Here is a 16552-nt window from a genome sequence, read left to right as displayed (position 1 = left end):
TGCGGGGATGCGCGTGCTGATCGTGGAGGACGAGCCCTACCTTGCCGAAGCCGTTCGCGACGGCCTCCGGTTGGAAGCGATCGCCGCCGACGTCGCCCGCGACGGTGACGCCGCGTTGGAGCTGCTCAGCGTCAACTCCTACGACCTGGCCGTGCTCGACCGCGACATCCCCGGCCCCTCCGGCGACGAGGTCGCGCGGCGGATCGTGGCCTCGGGCAGCGGCATCCCGATCCTCATGCTCACCGCGGCCGACCGGATCGACGACAAGGCCTCCGGCTTCGAGCTGGGCGCCGACGACTACCTCACCAAACCGTTCGAGCTGCGGGAGCTGGTCATGCGGCTGAGGGCGCTGGATCGCAGGCGCGCGCACGCCCGCCCGCCGGTGCGCGAGATCGCGGGCCTGCGGGTGGACCCGTTCCGGCGCGAGGTCTTCCGCGACGGCCGCCACGTGGCGCTCACCAGGAAGCAGTTCGCCGTGCTGGAGGTCCTGGTCGCGGCGGAGGGCGGTGTCGTGAGCGCGGAGGAGCTGCTGGAGCGGGCCTGGGACGAGAACGCCGACCCCTTCACCAACGCCGTGCGGATCACGATCTCCGCGCTGCGCAAGCGACTCGGCGAGCCGTGGCTGATCGCGACCGTGCCCGGCGTCGGCTACCGGATCGACTCAGACCGGATAGATCCGGGCGTGAGCCCGTGATCAGGCGCAAGGGGCTCAGCGTCCGGCTGAAGCTGACCCTCAGCTACGCCGGGGTCGTGCTCGTCGTCGGTGCCGTCCTGATCGCCGTGGCGTGGCTGTACCTGCTGCGCTACGTGCCTGACAAGGACCAGGGACTGCTCGGGATCAGCCCCAACCGCTACCTCCTGTCGCGCACCTTCGGCTGGGCCGCGATCAAGGCCATGGCCGTCCTGCTCGTGGTGGGCCTGGTGGGCGGGTGGTTCCTGGCGGGCCGGATGCTCGCGCCGCTGCACCGGGTCGCGGACGCGGCGCGGTTGGCCGCGCAGGGATCGCTGGCGCACCGGATCCGCCTCGACGGGCCCAAGGACGAGTTCCGCGAGCTGGCCGACGTCTTCGACACGATGCTCGAACAGCTCGAATCGCACGTCGCCGAGCAGCAGCGCTTCGCCGCCAACGCCTCTCACGAGCTGCGCACCCCGCTGGCGATCTCGCAGACGCTGCTCGATGTCGCCCGCAGCGATCCGGAGCGCGACCAGGAGGAGCTGATCGAGCGCCTGCGCTCGGTCAACCGGCGGGCGATCGACCTGACCGAGGCCCTGCTGCTGCTCAGCCGCAGCGATCGCCGGACCTTCACCCGCGAGCCCGTGGACCTCTCCCTCGTCGCGGAGGAGGCCGTCGAAACGCTGCTACCCCTCGCGGAGCAGCGGGGGATCTCGCTGGCGGTCACCGGCGGGACGACGCACGTCTCCGGCTCCGCGGCACTCGTCCTGCGAGTGGTGACCAACCTCGTCCAGAACGCGATCGTGCACAACCTCCCGGCGGGCGGGAGCGTGCGGATCCACACCGAGCCGTGGCTCGGTTCGGGCGTGCTGCGGGTCGAGAACACGGGACACCCGGTCCCGCCGGAGTTGGTGCCGACGCTCGTCGAACCGTTCCAGCGCGGAACCGTTCGCGCCCGCGCCGACGGTTACGCGGGGGTCGGCCTGGGCCTGGCCATCGTGCACAGCATCGTCCGGGCCCACGACGGGACGATCGACCTGGCACCGCGCCCCGACGGCGGCCTGGTGGTGACGATCAGGCTGCCTGACGCGGTGCTGTCGGAGCAGTGAGGTCAGCGGCTCCAGTGGGGGTCGCGGCCGAGGTAGCGCAGCAGCACGGCGACGTCGTCGTCACCGTCCTGGCCGGGCAGCGCGGGCGCGTAGGCGCCGTAGTTGCGCAGCGGCTCCACGATCTGCTGCGCGACGGGGAGCAGCTCCCGCGCGAGCGAGGCGGACAGCGGCGACGGGGCTCCGGCGGCCTTGGCGATGTCCCAGGCGTGCACGGCGGCGTCGAGTGCGCACGCGCCGACGCCGAGCGCGGCGGGCATGGAGTTCGGCGGCACCGGAACGGCCACGTTCTCGGCGTCAGCGGCGACACCGGCCCACGCGGTCGAGGACAGCTTCATCGCGTGCTCTGCGACGTTGCCGGGGGTGTCCGACAGCGAGCCCGACGGCGAGAACGGGTCCTCGGAGGGGCCGTCACCGCCGGTCAGGAACGCGGCGAAGGCGATCTGGTCGCCCGCGGCGTGCTGCAGGACCTGGGTGGCGTTCCACTGCGAGCACGGAGTCGCGGCCTCCCAGTCGGTGGTGGCCCCGACGGCGGTGCGCAGTGCCTCGTGGGACTCGGTGAGGATCGGCCAGCTGGTCATGGTGGTGCTCCTTCGGGATGGGTCAGATCAGGGAGGTGAAGAAGGTGCGGATGTCCTCGACGAGGAGGTCGGGGGCGTCGTGCGCGGCCCAGTGCCCGCCGCGGTCGTGCTCGACCCAGAAGACGATGTTCTTGTGGTCGCGCTCGGCGAAGCGGCGGATCGGCCGGAAGTCGTGGGCGAAGCTGGACAGCCCGATCGGGAAGGTCGTCGGCTCGGCGGAGTGCTCCATCCGGCCGTTCTCGAAGTAGAAGCGGGCCGAGGAAGCACCGGTGTTGGTGAACCAGTAGATCGAGGCGATGGTGAGCACGTCCTCGGGCGTCAGCGCGTCACCGAGCAGCTGCCCGATCCACGCCAGCTGCCCCGCTGGGGAGTCGGCGAGCGCGTGCGACAGGGTCTGCGGCTGCGCCTGCTGGGCCTTGTCGTGGATGGCGTGCGCCACGAAGGACTGCAGGAACCCGAGGTACTCGATGTCGGCCTGGGCCAGCCCGGCGAACTCGGCGGGGTCTCCGGAGGGGAAGGAGAAGATCTGGTTCACGTGCACCCCGATCACCTCGGCCTCCGCGATCCGCCCCAGGATCGGCGCGATGATCGCCCCGGCGTCGTTGCCGTGCACGCCGTATCGCTCGTAGCCCAGCCCGCGCATCAGCGTCGACCACGCCCGCGCGACCCGCTCCGCGTTCCAGCCGCGCTCGGCGGTGTGACCGGAGAAGCCGTAGCCGGGGATGGACGGGATCACCACGTGGAAGTTCTCGGACAGCTCCCTGGCGATGCCGAGGTACTCCACGAAGGTGTTCGGCCAGCCGTGCGTGAGGATCAGCGCCGTGGCGTCGGGGTTGGCCGAGCGCAGGTGCACGAAGTGGATCAGCTGGCCGTCGATCTCGGTGGTGAACTGGGGGAACTCGTTGAGCTTGCGCTCCTGCTCGCGCCAGTCGAAGTCCTCGCGCCACGTCCGGACGAGCTTCTCGACGTAGGACAGCGGTACGCCGTACTGCCAGCCCTCGGGGACGGGACCGGACGCCGGGACGCCCGCGATCTCGGCCGAAGGCAGTTCGTTCGCCCACCGAGTCCTGGTGAGCCGGTCCCGCAGATCATCTACTTCCTGCTGCGGGATGTTGATCGAAAAGGGTTGGATGGTGAGCATGGCGAGAGTTTTCATCGCCAGACCCGAAAAAAGATGTCGATAGACGCATTCGTTATTTACTGGGCCGCATAGGTGTTTCATGTGGGACTGAAATGCCACTTCAGGTGGCATTTCGGTGGACAAGTTTCCGTTGATCAATGCTTCTCGTGTGGAACTCCCGTGCGCTGTCGGCTCATTCCTGGATAAGTGATCACGGCGCGCCCTCGTCGCGGTGGGTGCTCATGTAGGGCAGTGCCTCGTGCTCGCGCCACCACTCGCGGGCCGCATCGACGCCCGGCCGCACGGCGGGAACCCAGCCCTCCGGGATGCCCCAGCCGAAGGGGAAGGCGTTGGTGCGCGTCATGTCCAGCAGGTGGTCGACGAAGGCGTCGTCGTCGGCCAGGCGCACCGGCCGGTCCTGGCCGCGTTCGACGACGTGGATGATCCAGGCGCCGGAGTGCTCCTCCTTCTCGGCGCTGATCTGCGGATCGCTGTCGAGCAGGCCGAAGAACGTCGTGCTCCGGCTGGGGACGCGGTCCGGGGTGAGCAGGCGGACGGCCTTCATCGCCGCGATCAGCGTGACCGGGGTCCACGGCGCCGGGAACCGGCTGAGCGCGGCCACGGTGAGCACCGTCGCGCAGGGGTACGGCGGTCCGCAGTCGGCGCAGCCGCCGGTCGCCGGGTGTGGCGCGTGCCGGGCGAGCGCGTGGGTGAGCAGGAACGCGTGCAGCGACACCGGCTCGCCGGGGGTCTTCACCTCGCGGAGGAAGAGCTGGAGCAGCCCGTGGAACCGTCTGGCGGAATCGAAGTCGGCGAATGGCGGCGTGGGAATCTCGGTCACGGCTCGATCGTAGTCCGAATGCGGATCTTCGGCAGCGCGAAATTCCGTGAGCAAACGTTGGTTCGGCGCTTCGGCGGAGAAGCTCATTCACTCGGGAATGAAACTCGAATGGCGGCCTTGTGTGGATCGTGGAAGCGGTCCTGATAATTGAAAGGGCGGCAACAATCTTGGCGAGAAAGGTCTGGGCTGACATGACTCTTCGTTCGCTGCGAGCCATTGCTGTAGTCGCGTTCACCGTCGCGGGTGTGGCGACGACGGTCACGGGGGCGCAGGCCGTCCCGGTGATCGACTGTCCCCATGACGCGATCGGGTGCTTGTACGACGGCGATCTGGGAACCGGTGACCGCTACGTCATTCGTCGCTGCGGGGTCTACGACCTGCCCTACGAGTGGTGGGACAAGGCGAATTCTTTTTACATTACCGATCGCGCGTACCTCAGGGGCTGGAACTACGGGCGCAAGCCCGGTGACAGCAGTACCCCGACCATGCGCTACGCGAGAAGCTACGACTTCGACAACATCGACAACAGGAATGCCACGGACTGGATCCACGTGCAGTGCGCGGTCTGACATTTCGTTTCTGAGTGAAATGTCGTGAAACCGGACAACCTTCCCCTGGTTGCCCCGTCATAAGCGACGTAGTTTCCGGACAGGCAACACAAGGGGGAGCCGTGCGCGGTATCCGTCGGCCCGGCCACGCTCGCTGGCGAGCGGCCTGGGCTTTGATCGCGGCGGCTGCCGTGGCAGTGGCAACGGCGCCGGTGGCGTCGTCGCAGGCGGCGGCCCCGCCGGCGGGGGACAAGGGCCCCCTCGGCTGGGCCGCCTACCGCCAGTTCGACGGCATGGCCGCACTGCGCGGGGCCACCGAGACGCGGCAGTTCTCCAGCTACGACCGGGAGGGCCGCAACAACGACGGCTTCAACGGCACGTACTCCTGCCTGCGGACGGTCGCGACCAACTGCGTGATCGCCGAGCGCGCCGGGGCCGGGGAGATCGAGTCGATCTGGTTCACCCGTGACGAGGGCGTGGTCACCAAGACCGGCTGGATCAAGGTCGAGCTCGACGGCAAGACCGTGCTGAAGGCGCCGCTGCAGGACGTCGTGGACGGCAAGCTCGGCGCGCCGTACGTGTGGCCGCTGGTCGGCAACCGCGACGACACCTCCGGCGGCGTGGTGATCAAGGTCCCGATGCCGTTCCGGCAGTCGATGCGCGTCACGACGCAGAACAACCCGCTGTTCCACCACGTGGTCTACCGCACCTTCGCCGACGCGGACGGGGTGCCCGCCTTCGACCCGAAGGACAAGGCGGCCGACGTGATCACCCGGCTGCGGGCCTCCGGCCTCGCCGACCCGAAGCCGCAGGCGCGCGGCGCGAGCACGCAGAAGTCCACTGTGGACATCCAGGCGGGCGCGGCGGCCAAGGTGGCGCAGCTCTCCGGGCCCGCGCAGATCAGCCAGCTGCGCGTGCGACTGCCCCAGGTGGTGCCCAGCCCCACGGTCGTCGACGACGGCAGGGCCTACGGCAAGGACGGCGGCAGCAGCTTCACCGTCGCCGTGCACCCGAAGAACACGGGGGTGCGGCTGACCAGGCGCTATGACCCCGAGGTGGAGAACCAGCTGGCGAACGTGCTGGTGGACGGCGTGCTCGCCGGGCAGTGGCGGCACAAGTCCCGCCTCGGCCCGCTGACCTGGGCCGAGCAGAGCATGGCGATCGCCCCCGCGCTCACCTCGGGCAAGTCGAAGATCACCGTCCGGAACCAGTTCGTCTCCTCCGACGTGGACTTCAACGAGTTCCGCTACGACGTGCACAGTCTCGTCGACGGCTCGTGGGTGCGCACCGACGTCATGGACCCCGGCCCGCACCGCCCCGGCGAGGAGCTCGCGCACGGCTACAAGGTCGAGAAGCAGACCTGGCAGGGCCGCCGCTCCTCGTACTACCCCTCCGACGCCGGTCAGGTCGCCGCGTCGGACGCCGTGCTGACCGGGACGCGCCTGCGGATCAGCTTCGACGGGGTGACCACCGTGGACGCCCCGATCGGCGAGTTCTTCGGCTCCGGCCTCGGCGAGTTCGACGTGCGGTCGCTGATGTTCTCCATGGACCCGGGCGAGGGCGGCTGGTACACCGCGTGGTGGCCGATGCCGTTCGCGCGCAACGCGGTCGTCGAGCTCGTCAACAGCAGCTCGACCACCGTCAAGGGAGCTTCGGTCGAGGTCACCTCCGCGCCGGACAGCACCGTGGCGGACCGCTTGGGCGCCAAGGGTTCCCTGGGCTACTTCCACGCGAAGCACCGCAGCGGCGCCGCTGAGCGCGACAAGGACTGGCTCGCCGTGGAGACCACGGGCCGGGGCGTGTACTACGGCATGACGCACTCGATGCGCGGCAAGCTCCCCCTCGGCACCGACGTCCCCCGGCTGTACCTGGAGGGTGACGAGCGGATCTACTCCGACGGAGTGCTCACGCCGCTGCAGTACGGCACCGGCACGGAGGACTTCTACGAGTCCGGTTGGTACTTCCGCACCGGCACCTTCGCCATGCCCGCGGCCGGTTACCCGGCGCACGAGGTCGGCGGCGACGGCTGCCAGTTCGACTGCACGGGCGCCTACCGGCTGATGCTGACGGACGCGATCCCGTTCAGCAGTGCCTTCCGCTTCGGCATCGAGTCCGGTCCGCTCGCCGACGTCGCGGCCGACTACAGCGCCACGTCCTACTGGTACGGCAAGTCGCAGACCACGCTGCGCAACACCGACCGGATCGACCTCGCCAACGCCAAGGAGCGCGAGCAGCACTCCTACCGCGTGGAGTCGGAGACCACGGCCAAGCTGAACTCCAGCTTCGAGGGCGACGACGACCACGACGCCGCCACGGGCACGGTCACCTCCACCACCGGCAAGGTCAGCTTCACCGTCGCGGTGGACCAGGCGAACACCGGCGTGCAGCTCGTCCGCACCGCCGACCACGCCCGCCCGTACCAGGAGGTCAAGGTCCTCGTGGACGGCAAGGAGGCCGGAACCTGGCTCCAGGTGACGGGCAACGCCTCGCAGCGCTGGCTCCAGGACACCTTCACGATCCCGGCGAAGTTCACCTCCGGCAAGAAGCAGCTCGCGATCACGTTGGAGCCCGCGAAGAACTCGGCGCCGTGGACGGCGAGCGACTACACCGTCCGCTCCTACGTCGGACCGTACGACGCGGGCGCTGCGCGCTCGGCGGCACAGCGGCTCGACCCGGCGGCGCTCGACTGGCGGGCAGCCGATCGCGGACCGCTCGTCCGTGACTCGCGCGACCCGATCTCGGTTCGTCCGGGCCGCTAGGGCTTGATCGTCAACAACGCCTGCACGGGAAGGTGGTCAGATGGGAACTGGCCACCTCTCGTGTAGGCGTTGATGCCCGCCGCGTCCACCGTCACAGCGCCCCGGGTGAGAATCCAGTCGATCCGATCCCCGTTCGGCACTAGCGGGCGGTAGCCGTGGAAGGTCGCGTACAGCGGAGTTCGGCGCTGCGCGGCGGCGGGCCAGCTGTCCGTCATGCGCGCGCCGTTCACCAAGGTGTCGTAAGTCGGCGTGCCACCGGCCTTGGTGTTGAAATCGCCCGTGAGCACCACGGGAAGCCCTGGGGCGAGCGCGTTGATCCGGTCCCGCACGAGTTCCGCGCTGCGCTGGCGGGCGTTCTCCGACTGGTGGTCGAAGTGGGTGTTCACGAGGACGAACTCCGCGCCGGTGCGCTTGTCGGAGAACCGGACCCACGTGACCATGCGCGTGATGGTGTTCCCCCACGACTTCGAGCCGATCACGTTCGGCGTGTCCGACAGCCAGTAGTGGTCGAACTCCAACGGCTCCAACCGCCGCGTGTCGTAGTAGACCGCCATGAATTCGTCGCGGCTGCCGCCAGCGCGGCCGACGCCGATCCAGTCGTAGTGCTGCGGCAGATCGCGCTGGATGTCCTTCAGCTGCCCGTAAAGCCCTTCCTGCGTGCCGAGCACTGTCGGCTGCTCCCGGCGCAGCAGTTCCGTGAGGACCGGCCGCCGCGCTGTCCACGAGTTCGGCTCCGCGGTCGAGGCGAAGCGCAGGTTGAACGACATCACGTGCAGCGCGTCACCGCGGGCCGGTCCGATCACCGGGCGCTCGGCTGACTGCGCGGCCGGTGCCAGGCTCAGCAGCAGCGCGCAGATCAGCCCCAAGCGGCTCACTCGTCGGGACATGCGTTCCTCCAGGTCGTCTCGTGGACCGAAAACCGGGGACAAAGCGCTTCAGAGCGGTCTTCCGTGGCTACGGTGCGATCTTCTCTCGGAGAGGATTCACCGGCATGAGTACACGTCAGGGTGTGGTGACCGCATCGGCCGTCCTGCTGGTCGCGCTGTTCGTCACCGCGGCGGGTGCCGCGCCGTCACCGGGAGCTCCTGGGCTCGGCGATCCGATCTACCCGTTGGCGGGCAACGGCGGCTACGACGTCCAGCACTACGACATCGACCTGCGGTACCAGCCCGCCACCGACGAGCTGTCGGGCACGACGACGATCCGGGCGACGGCGACGCAGGACCTCTCCCAGTTCAACCTCGACTTCGCGCTCAAGGTCAAGTCCGTGCGCGTCGGTGGTGAGCCCGCCGCGTTCCGGGTCGACGCCAAGGACAAGACCGAGCTGATCGTCACGCCGCGCCGCCCCGTTGGCAAACACCGGCCGCTGGTCGTCGCCGTCGAGTACGCCGACGTGCCGTCACAGGTCCTGGTCGACGGCATCCAGGTGTGGCACCGCACCGAGACCGGTGGAGTGTCGATCGGTCAGCCGCGCAGCGCCGAGACCTGGTTCCCCTCCAACGACCACCCGTCCGACAAGGCCACCTACACCGTGTCCGCGACCGTGCCCGACGGCACCACCGCGCTGTCCAACGGCATCCTGACCGGCAGGACGCAGTTGTCGGGGTGGACGAAGTGGAGCTGGCGGGCCGACGAGCCGATGGTCAGCTACCTGCCCTTCCTCGCGCTGGGGCAGTTCGAGTTCAACGCGGGCACCACCGGGCGCGGCCTGCCGTACTACACCGCCTACGACGTGTCGCTGCGCGAGCTCCTGCCCGCCGCGAAGGCCAACATCGAGCGCACGCCGGAGATCACCGACTTCCTCGCGTCGAAGTTCGGCCCGTACCCGTTCAGCTCCCTCGGCGGCATCGCCACCAGCGGGTGGGAGGCGGCCATCGAGAACCAGACCCGCCCCGTGTACGGGAACTCGTTCTGGAGCGGCACGTCGCAGGAGTGGATCGTGGTCCACGAGCAGGCGCACCAGTGGTTCGGCGACTCCGTCTCGCTGAAGGACTGGTCGAACATGTGGCTCAACGAGGGCTTCGCGACCTACGCCGAGTGGCTGTGGGGTGAGCACAAGGGCCAGACCACCGCCAAGGACGTGGCCGACGCCTTCTACTCCATTTTCAAGGCGGACGACCCGTTCTGGAAGGTCGTCCTCTCGCCGGGCACGCGCCTGTTCGACTCCGCCATCTACAAGCGCGGTGCCATGGCACTGCACGCGCTCCGGGTCACCGTCGGCGACGACGTGTTCTTCCGGATCATGCGCGGCTACTTCGCCAAGCACCGGGGCGGCCACGTCACCACCGCCGACTTCACCGCGTTCGCCGAGCAGGTGTCCGGCAGGAAGCTCGACGCGCTGTTCACGACGTGGCTGTCCACTCCGTCGAAGCCGCCCGTCGGCCCGAACGGCACGCCGGTCACCGCCACTCCGCAGAGCCTGCGCCTGGCCACGGACATGCTTGCCGCACACGAGAAACCGCACCAGCACCCGCGCTGAGACTTGTCTACTGTGGACAGTCAACGTGCTGGTGATCCACGAACCTCGCGACTTCGCCGCGCAGCCCACCGGGCCCGAGCCGGGCCAGCGCCCACATCGTGCTGACGCGGTGGGCGCAGGACCAGATCGCTCGGATTCCGTGGGGTTCTGGCGGAGGTTCGACCTGCCGCACCGTGATCCCGGCGGAGAAGAACTGCGCGCGGTCGAGGTAGGAGGCTCCGGCGGAGCCGCAGAGGTAGCGGGTACCGCTGACAGCCGCAGTGAGATCGAGAAGCCTGCCGGTTCGGTCGGAACGCGCGGTGTGCTCACTGCTCCGGGTGATCGTCGCTGACCACCCGAGCAGGTCGAGCAGGAGCCGCGTGGACTCCTCGGCGACGTCGACGAGGCTGTCAGTCGTGGCCAAGACGCCGCGCAGGGCCGCGCTGATGTCGGCAATGACCGGGTAGTGGGGGCTGGTCCGGTAGTACGCGGCCAAGAGCGCGTCGATACGGCGCCCGGTCCTTTCGGGATCGACGAGACGGACATGGTCGAGGCGTGTGGCTCGACCGTCGGGGCGGTGCACCGGCAGGCTCAACCACGTGCGTCGCTCGGGTGCGTCAACAGCCGCGAGGGCGGCGCGGTGCTGGTAGTCGCGTTGGCAGAACTGGACGTTGTCGAGACTCACCCAGACGTCGGCGGAGGCTATTTTCGCCAAGGTCGACAAGCGGAGCAGGAAGTTCGGTTGCTGGATCGCCACGGAGGTCCTCACCCGTGCCTCCAGTTGCGATCAGGTCGACAGGAGCCTGCTGGTGAACCCTTCACGCACCAAGCGGTCGTAGGCCGCAGCCACCTCGGCGGGGACGTCCTGGGCGATCGCGAAGCCCTCGCTCGGGTAGACCTGAATGCGTTGCAGGTCCCCGATGAGCATGTCGACGACCAGACGCGGATCACCGATCGCGGAGACGTAGTCCTTCAGGGTCATGGGCTCCGAGGCGCACACGACCTCGATCTCCGGCCAGAGCTTGCGGGTCGTGGCGTAGGCGCGGCGCTGCATGTAGGGCTTGGAGATCAGCATGACCGTGGTCGGGGCGATGCCGTTCTGGGCGAGGACCTCGCGCGAGTAGGTGATGTTCTGTCCGGTGTTGGACGCGTGAGGCTCGACCAGGATCGCCTCGGGCGGGACGCCGTGGGCGAGTGCGTGTTCGCGGTAGTGGACCGCTTCTCCACGTGGGAACCGGGCGCGGGTGGTGGCACTGTTGCCGCCGGAGAACACGACCAGGGGAAACGATCCGGCTTCGTAGAAGGAGACGGCGGCGTTCGCGACACCGAGGTCGTGGGAGCCGAGCCCGATCGCGACGTCGCAGGCTCGCTGCTCGTGGCCCAACTGGTGGTAGGACCAGACCAGTTCGGCGTCGTACCACTGCTGGTCGGTGATCGTGGTGGCGTGCGGGGCGGGCACTCGACCTCCAGGTTCAGGATGCGGTGGCGCGGATCGCGGCGATCGAGCGGCGCTGGTGGGCCAAGCCGAACTTCTCGGCCGCGGACGTGGCCGAGTCGAGCGTAACGAGTCCCTCCTCGTGGGTGGCGCGGTCGGAGAGCAGGAGGTGACCGCGTGCCGTCGACAGCCGAACGCGTTGCAGCGGGGTTTCCAGCACGCCGCTCTGCTCCGCCAGTCCGAGGTGCCAGAGCGCTCGGTCCTGATCACCAACTCCGCGACGGGTCAGCGCCAGCTTCTGCTGTGCGGTGGCCCAGTCCTCGGGTTCGTCGAGGTCCAGGAACGCTTCCGCGGCGTCGGCGATGAACGGTTCAGCCTGGTGGTGCAGCCCTGCCTTCGACAGGGCGGTGCCGATCCACAGACGAGCACGGGCGCGATCCCTGGCATCGAGCCGCTCGTCCTCGGCGAACACGCGGTAGTGGCGGGCTGCGACCGTCAGGTTGCCGAGCATCTCGCTGACCACGGTGAGCAGCAGTTCCACCTGCGCGAGGCGGCGCGACATGCCGAGGCCGCTGAACAGCGTGGCGGCGGCACGGTAGGTCTCTCGTGCTCCACCCGGTCCGGTGAGTTGTCCCTGATCTCGCAACAGGTCACCGAGCAGCACCAGCGTCCGGCCGCGCAGGCGTCTGCCGACATCGGTCACGTGCTCTTCCGGGTGACGGCTCAACCACCGGTCGAGCAGGCCGCGCGCGGTGCGGAACTGTTGTCGGCCAAGGCAGATCATCGCTCGGTCGATGTCGTCCTCCCAGCTGTCGAGATCACCGGGAGCCGCCGCTGCCTCGCTCGCCGTCGAGGAGCGCAACGACGTGAGGAAACGACGCTTCGCCGCTGAGTCTGCTCGCTCCAACGCTGTGTCGAGCACCTGTTGGATCTCCTGTACCGGAGTGATGTCCGCCCCGCGTCGATCCCACTCGGCAACCGAACGATGAGCGACACCAAGAAACGCTGCGAAGTCGCGACCGGAGAGCCGCAGCGCGTCCCGCAGCGCCCTCGTTTCCTGACCTGTCCACCTGTGCACGGTCACCATGACGGCCTCCTTGCTCCGCCATTCATGGAAACACCCGTGGGAACGGGCCGCACAACTCCTGCTACGACGCTGCAACACCGCGGGCTCCCGCAGAGCTGCCCGTCCGATGCAGCCTTGGTCGTGCCCGATTCGCCAGAGGCCAACAGGCGCAAGGCGAACGTGGACCTGCTGAGGAGGAACTGCCATGACGTCGTGCCTTGCCGCTGCGGTGCCCGGACGGACACTGCTCGACCCCCGCTCGTTCTCCCGCTTTTCTCGACGGCTCGCCGCCGAACACCGTCTGACCCACGATGACGCCGAGGCGATCATGTCGGACGCGTTGGCGTTTCTCGCCGCCTGTGCGACCAACACGGGGACGCCGCTCTCGCCCAGTCCTCGCGTGGACTGGGGATGGCACCTGTTCTTGCTCCACACGCACGACTACGCGGAGTTCTGTCAGCGCATTGCTGGGCGGTTCCTCCACCACGTCCCCACCGAGAACGCCGATGACGGCATCGACGCGTCGGTGGCGTTGGCGCGGACGGTCGCGGCGATTCACGCTGCCGGATACACCACAGACCGGGCTTTGTGGTCTGCTCCCGCGATGGCTTGCTCGGGTTGTCAGAACGGCTGCCACGATGATCCGCCGCCGGACTCGGTGATGTGAGTCCTTTCGCTGACCGTCACTCGATCCGAGGAGAAGCTGTGGCCCGGCTGGAATGGGAAGGACTTCCGTTGACCGTGCGGCGTGCGGTCAGCGCGCACACCGGAACGGTCAGCGGGGCCCACTCCCCTCCAGCCGGGCGCGGGAGCGACCTCGCCACCACTCTGCACACCGCGACCGGGCTGCTGTTCTGCAAAGGAATCCGGGTCGACGAGCCGACAACGTGGACGCATCGCGCGGAGGCCGCGCTCAACCCCCACCTGCCCGACGTCGTTCCGCGTCTGCTGTGGACAGTTGAGGTGGCGGGATGGCTGTTGCTCGGTTTCGAGCACATCGCCGGGCGCCACGCCGACCTCGGCCCTGACTCGCCGGATCTACCGATGGTCGCGGACGCGGTCACCGTTCTTCAACGAGAGAACCGAGCGGCACGCGAGGTCTCGTTGCGGCGCTTCGCTGATCGCCTGACGACGATCGCGCCGTGGACGCGTCTGAGGGATGACCCTCCGCTCGATCTCCCGACGTGGCAACGCGAGCGGCTGGACGAGTTCGTCGACGCCCAGGCGGCAGCGGCTCGTGCGACGGACGGAGAGTCGGTGATCCACGCCGATCTGCACCCGCTCAACATCCTCGTGGCCGACAAGGCCCGCGTCGTCGACTGGGCATGGGCGAGCCGGGCTGCGCGTTGGGTCGATCTGGAGTTGCTGGGCATCCGCCTTGTCGTCGCCGGGCACACGCCCGCTGCGGCCCGCGCATGGCTGACTGAAAAGTTCAGTGCGCCTGTCGACCCGGGAATCCGATGGGCCTTCGCGATCACGATGTGCGGTCTGTGGGAGTACCGGTCGAGATCGGCTCCGGCAGGGCACTGGCCGTTCCTGGTCGCTGCCGCCCGTGCCTGGGCCCGGCACCACGACCCGTCCGCGAGGTCCACAGTGGACGGTTGATGCGTCGAGAATCGGCGAAACGTGGTGGGTGTGGCGCGGCGGGTGGGCATACTCCGCTGATGTGAGAAGGATGTTCGCGGTTGCGGTGGTCGTGCTCTCCGTTGTGCTGGCGCCACTGCCGGCGACGGCGCGGGCCGGGACGACGTACTACATCGACAACCGCGCGGGGTCGAACTGCGCCAACGGCGGGGCGGGGACCTCGCCGAGCGCGCCGTGGTGCGACTTCGGGCCGGTGGAGCCGAAGATCTTCGACCCGGGCGACCGCGTGCTGCTGGCCAGGGGAGCGACCTGGAACCAGATGCTCTACCTGCGCGGCACGGGAACGGCGGCGGCGCCGATCGTGCTGGACGCCTACGGGAGCGGGCCTCGGCCGCACATCCGCCGCGACGGCAAGCCGTTGGACCGCGCGGTGCTGATGCTGAACCCGACGCACTGGCGAGTGTCCAATGTGGACATCAGCAACGCGGGGACCGGGCTCATGGTCTTCTACAACACGTTGGGCAACGAGGGGCTGACGCTGACCGACATCTCGGTGCGCGACATCCGGGGCATCCACCACACCGACACGGCGTGGCCCGGGCCCGCGCAGCCGATCGACTGCGGTCGCACCAACCACGTGTACAACTCGGCGGGCATCGAGGTGACCGGCGACTTCGCGCACAAGTTCGGTACGGACAAGTACGCGGTGAAAGGTGTGCTGCTGCGCAACATCGAGGCGACGGGCAGCCTCGCGGGCGTCTCGTTCGACTGGTGCAACGGGCTTGCCGCGCAGCACGTACTGGGCGGAGACGGCAGCACGCTCGTGCGCGAGGTCGTGATGGACGGGCTCAACCTGCACGACAACGGTGGCCCCGCGCGGGGCTGTGACGACACGCTGCGGTTGGTGAACCTGCGCGATGCGCTGATCATGAACTCGGTGGTCCGAGCGGGGGCGGCGTGCCGGTCGGAAACGGGGACGGCAGGGGTCTTCATCGGCAGGGTGGCCGATCTCCAGGTGGTCAACTCGATCTTCGCGGACACTCCTCGCACCGGGTCGGTCGACGAGACGGGCTTCGACTACGAGACCGCGACCGAGCGCGTGCACCTGCGCAACAGCCTGATCTCCGGCAACTCCGGTCCCGGTGTGAGCGTCCTGGCGCACCACGGCACGGACGACCGCAGCCTCGACCACCAGATCACCGGGAACCTGTTCGTGGACAACGGTCGTGGCAACGACCGGGTGCACAAGGGCGGCATCGCGAGGCTCGTCAGCAACCACAAGCCGACCGGGGTGATCGCGGGGAACCTGCACGCCGAGCCGACCGGATTCCTGCACGCGGAGAGCGGCGGCAACTTCGACGGCTTCCGCATCAGCGGCAACCGCCAGCTCAACTCCACGGCGGAAGCGACCTACGCGGCGGCGGCCTTCGGTGTTCCGGGGAGCCCTTGGGGTCACCAGCACAGCGCGGACGGGAAGCAGTGGCAGGACCTGCGTTATGACGCCGCTGCCAAGGAGTTCCGCGCGGGCACGGCGCCGCGCCCGGTGATCAAGCAGTTCACGCAGACGGCCGAGGAAGGTTCGGCGTGGAGCGCCAGGACGTGGACCGCGCCCAAGGACGGCTCCGTGCACCTGCGGGGCCGGGTGCTGAAGACGGAACTCGGCGGTGACGGGGTGGTCGTGCGGATCACCCGCAACGGTCAGGTGATCGGCGGACCGCTGGACATCGGCCCGCGCGAGCGTGACGGCGTGGACGTCAACCTCGACGACGTGCCGGTGCGGCGCGGCGACGTGCTGCGGTTCGAGTTGGGCAGCAAGGGCGACGCGGCGAACGACTCGGTGAGCTGGGTGCCCGCGGTGGGCTACGCGCCAGGGCCGGAGGTCCGCTGGGACTTCACCAACGGACGCGACGGCTGGGACGAAGCCGTTCAGCTGACCGGAAAAGCCGAAGGCGGCGAACTTCGGCTCGAAGCCACGGGCGACGACCCGGCCGTGTACTCGCCGGACGGTCTCGGGGTGGACACGCGCGCGCTGCGCTTCGTCGAGGTGCGCATGCGCAACGAGACGGCCGGAACCGGGATGCAGGTGTACTTCACCACTGACGCCGATCAGAAGTGGGCCGACGACAAGCAGATCGGAGCCGCCGCGGTCGCGCGGGACGCGTACTGCACGACCTATCGCATCGACGTCGGCGCGCACCCGAAGTGGACCGGCACGCTCAAGCGGTTCCGCGTCGATCCCGCCAACGCGCCCGGCCCGGTGAAGATCGATTCGATCAGGCTGGTGGGCTGACGCGAACAACTCCCACGTTCGATCCTTTGTGGACTGAAGCGGTCACAGGTGGCCGGTGCGTGACCTGGTGGCGGTCACCCCCGCGCGGCAA

At 68.9% G+C, this 16552-nt stretch carries 15 protein-coding genes; 8 read left to right on the top strand and 7 right to left on the bottom strand.

Features of this window, described 5'->3' with window-relative positions:
- Positions 1–7: 7 nt before the first annotated feature.
- Both ABD798_RS32145 and ABD798_RS32140 read left to right on the top strand, forming a co-directional pair.
- On the top strand, positions 8–694 hold the full coding sequence (locus ABD798_RS32145; RefSeq protein ID WP_344883367.1) for a response regulator transcription factor: 687 nt from the start codon (positions 8–10) through the stop codon (positions 692–694).
- Complete coding sequence (locus tag ABD798_RS32140; protein ID WP_344883364.1) at positions 691–1782, top strand: sensor histidine kinase; 1092 nt, start codon at positions 691–693, stop codon at positions 1780–1782. Before ABD798_RS32145 ends, ABD798_RS32140 begins: the two co-directional genes overlap by 4 nt.
- A gap of 2 nt (positions 1783–1784) precedes the next feature.
- Here the strand turns inward: ABD798_RS32140 and ABD798_RS32135 are convergent, their stop codons facing one another.
- The 3 genes from ABD798_RS32135 to ABD798_RS32125 all read right to left on the bottom strand — a co-directional run bounded on the left by ABD798_RS32135 (position 1785) and on the right by ABD798_RS32125 (position 4321).
- A complete protein-coding gene (locus tag ABD798_RS32135; protein ID WP_344883361.1) occupies positions 1785–2360 on the bottom strand; it encodes a TIGR03086 family metal-binding protein in 576 nt (191 codons plus the stop codon).
- 22 nt (positions 2361–2382) lie between these two features.
- Complete coding sequence (locus ABD798_RS32130; RefSeq protein WP_344883359.1) at positions 2383–3501, bottom strand: epoxide hydrolase family protein; 1119 nt, start codon at positions 3499–3501, stop codon at positions 2383–2385.
- A gap of 190 nt (positions 3502–3691) precedes the next feature.
- Entirely contained in the window at positions 3692–4321 is a 630-nt protein-coding gene (locus ABD798_RS32125) for a hypothetical protein (RefSeq protein WP_344883356.1), read from the bottom strand.
- A gap of 191 nt (positions 4322–4512) precedes the next feature.
- Between ABD798_RS32125 and ABD798_RS32120 the strand changes: the two genes are divergently transcribed.
- Together ABD798_RS32120 and ABD798_RS32115 are read left to right on the top strand one after the other, a co-directional pair.
- A complete protein-coding gene (locus tag ABD798_RS32120) occupies positions 4513–4890 on the top strand; it encodes a hypothetical protein (protein ID WP_344883353.1) in 378 nt (125 codons plus the stop codon).
- 101 nt (positions 4891–4991) lie between these two features.
- Entirely contained in the window at positions 4992–7628 is a 2637-nt protein-coding gene (locus tag ABD798_RS32115; protein WP_344883351.1) for a glycoside hydrolase family 172 protein, read from the top strand.
- Here ABD798_RS32115 and ABD798_RS32110 read toward each other — a convergent pair.
- On the bottom strand, positions 7625–8515 hold the full coding sequence (locus ABD798_RS32110) for an endonuclease/exonuclease/phosphatase family protein (RefSeq protein ID WP_344883348.1): 891 nt from the start codon (positions 8513–8515) through the stop codon (positions 7625–7627). The two genes, ABD798_RS32115 and ABD798_RS32110, sit on opposite strands and share 4 nt — an antisense overlap.
- 104 nt (positions 8516–8619) lie before the next feature.
- Here ABD798_RS32110 and ABD798_RS32105 point away from each other — a divergent pair, with 104 nt between their 5' ends.
- On the top strand, positions 8620–10107 hold the full coding sequence (locus ABD798_RS32105; protein ID WP_344883345.1) for a M1 family metallopeptidase: 1488 nt from the start codon (positions 8620–8622) through the stop codon (positions 10105–10107).
- A gap of 7 nt (positions 10108–10114) precedes the next feature.
- Here the strand turns inward: ABD798_RS32105 and ABD798_RS32100 are convergent, their stop codons facing one another.
- Genes ABD798_RS32100 through ABD798_RS32090 form a run of 3 tightly spaced genes read right to left on the bottom strand, consistent with a single transcriptional unit; the run spans position 10115 to position 12608 of the window.
- The gene (locus tag ABD798_RS32100; RefSeq protein ID WP_344883341.1) at positions 10115–10855 is read right to left on the bottom strand and encodes a WbqC family protein; all 741 of its coding nucleotides are present in this window, start codon (positions 10853–10855) and stop codon (positions 10115–10117) included.
- An 18-nt stretch (positions 10856–10873) separates the two neighbouring features.
- A complete protein-coding gene (locus ABD798_RS32095) occupies positions 10874–11545 on the bottom strand; it encodes a YdcF family protein (protein WP_344883339.1) in 672 nt (223 codons plus the stop codon).
- Positions 11546–11558: 13 nt separating this feature from the next.
- On the bottom strand, positions 11559–12608 hold the full coding sequence (locus ABD798_RS32090) for a helix-turn-helix domain-containing protein (protein WP_344883336.1): 1050 nt from the start codon (positions 12606–12608) through the stop codon (positions 11559–11561).
- Positions 12609–12792: 184 nt separating this feature from the next.
- On the opposite strand from ABD798_RS32090, the gene ABD798_RS32085 reads away from it, so the two are divergent.
- The 3 genes from ABD798_RS32085 (at position 12793) to ABD798_RS32075 (ending at position 16461) form a co-directional block, all read left to right on the top strand.
- Positions 12793–13254, top strand: coding sequence for a glycine-rich domain-containing protein (locus ABD798_RS32085; protein ID WP_344883333.1), 462 nt, complete (start codon positions 12793–12795; stop codon positions 13252–13254).
- Positions 13255–13292: 38 nt separating this feature from the next.
- Complete coding sequence (locus ABD798_RS32080; RefSeq protein ID WP_344883330.1) at positions 13293–14192, top strand: phosphotransferase family protein; 900 nt, start codon at positions 13293–13295, stop codon at positions 14190–14192.
- A gap of 61 nt (positions 14193–14253) precedes the next feature.
- Positions 14254–16461 (top strand): hypothetical protein, encoded by a 2208-nt coding sequence (locus ABD798_RS32075; RefSeq protein ID WP_344883327.1) that lies wholly within the window; start codon positions 14254–14256, stop codon positions 16459–16461.
- The last annotated feature ends 91 nt before the right edge of the window (positions 16462–16552 follow it).

It is taken from the genome of Allokutzneria multivorans (assembly GCF_039537405.1).
In the GTDB taxonomy this organism is placed as follows: Bacteria; Actinomycetota; Actinomycetes; order Mycobacteriales; family Pseudonocardiaceae; genus Allokutzneria; species Allokutzneria multivorans.
This window is presented reverse-complemented; position numbering and strand designations above follow the sequence as displayed.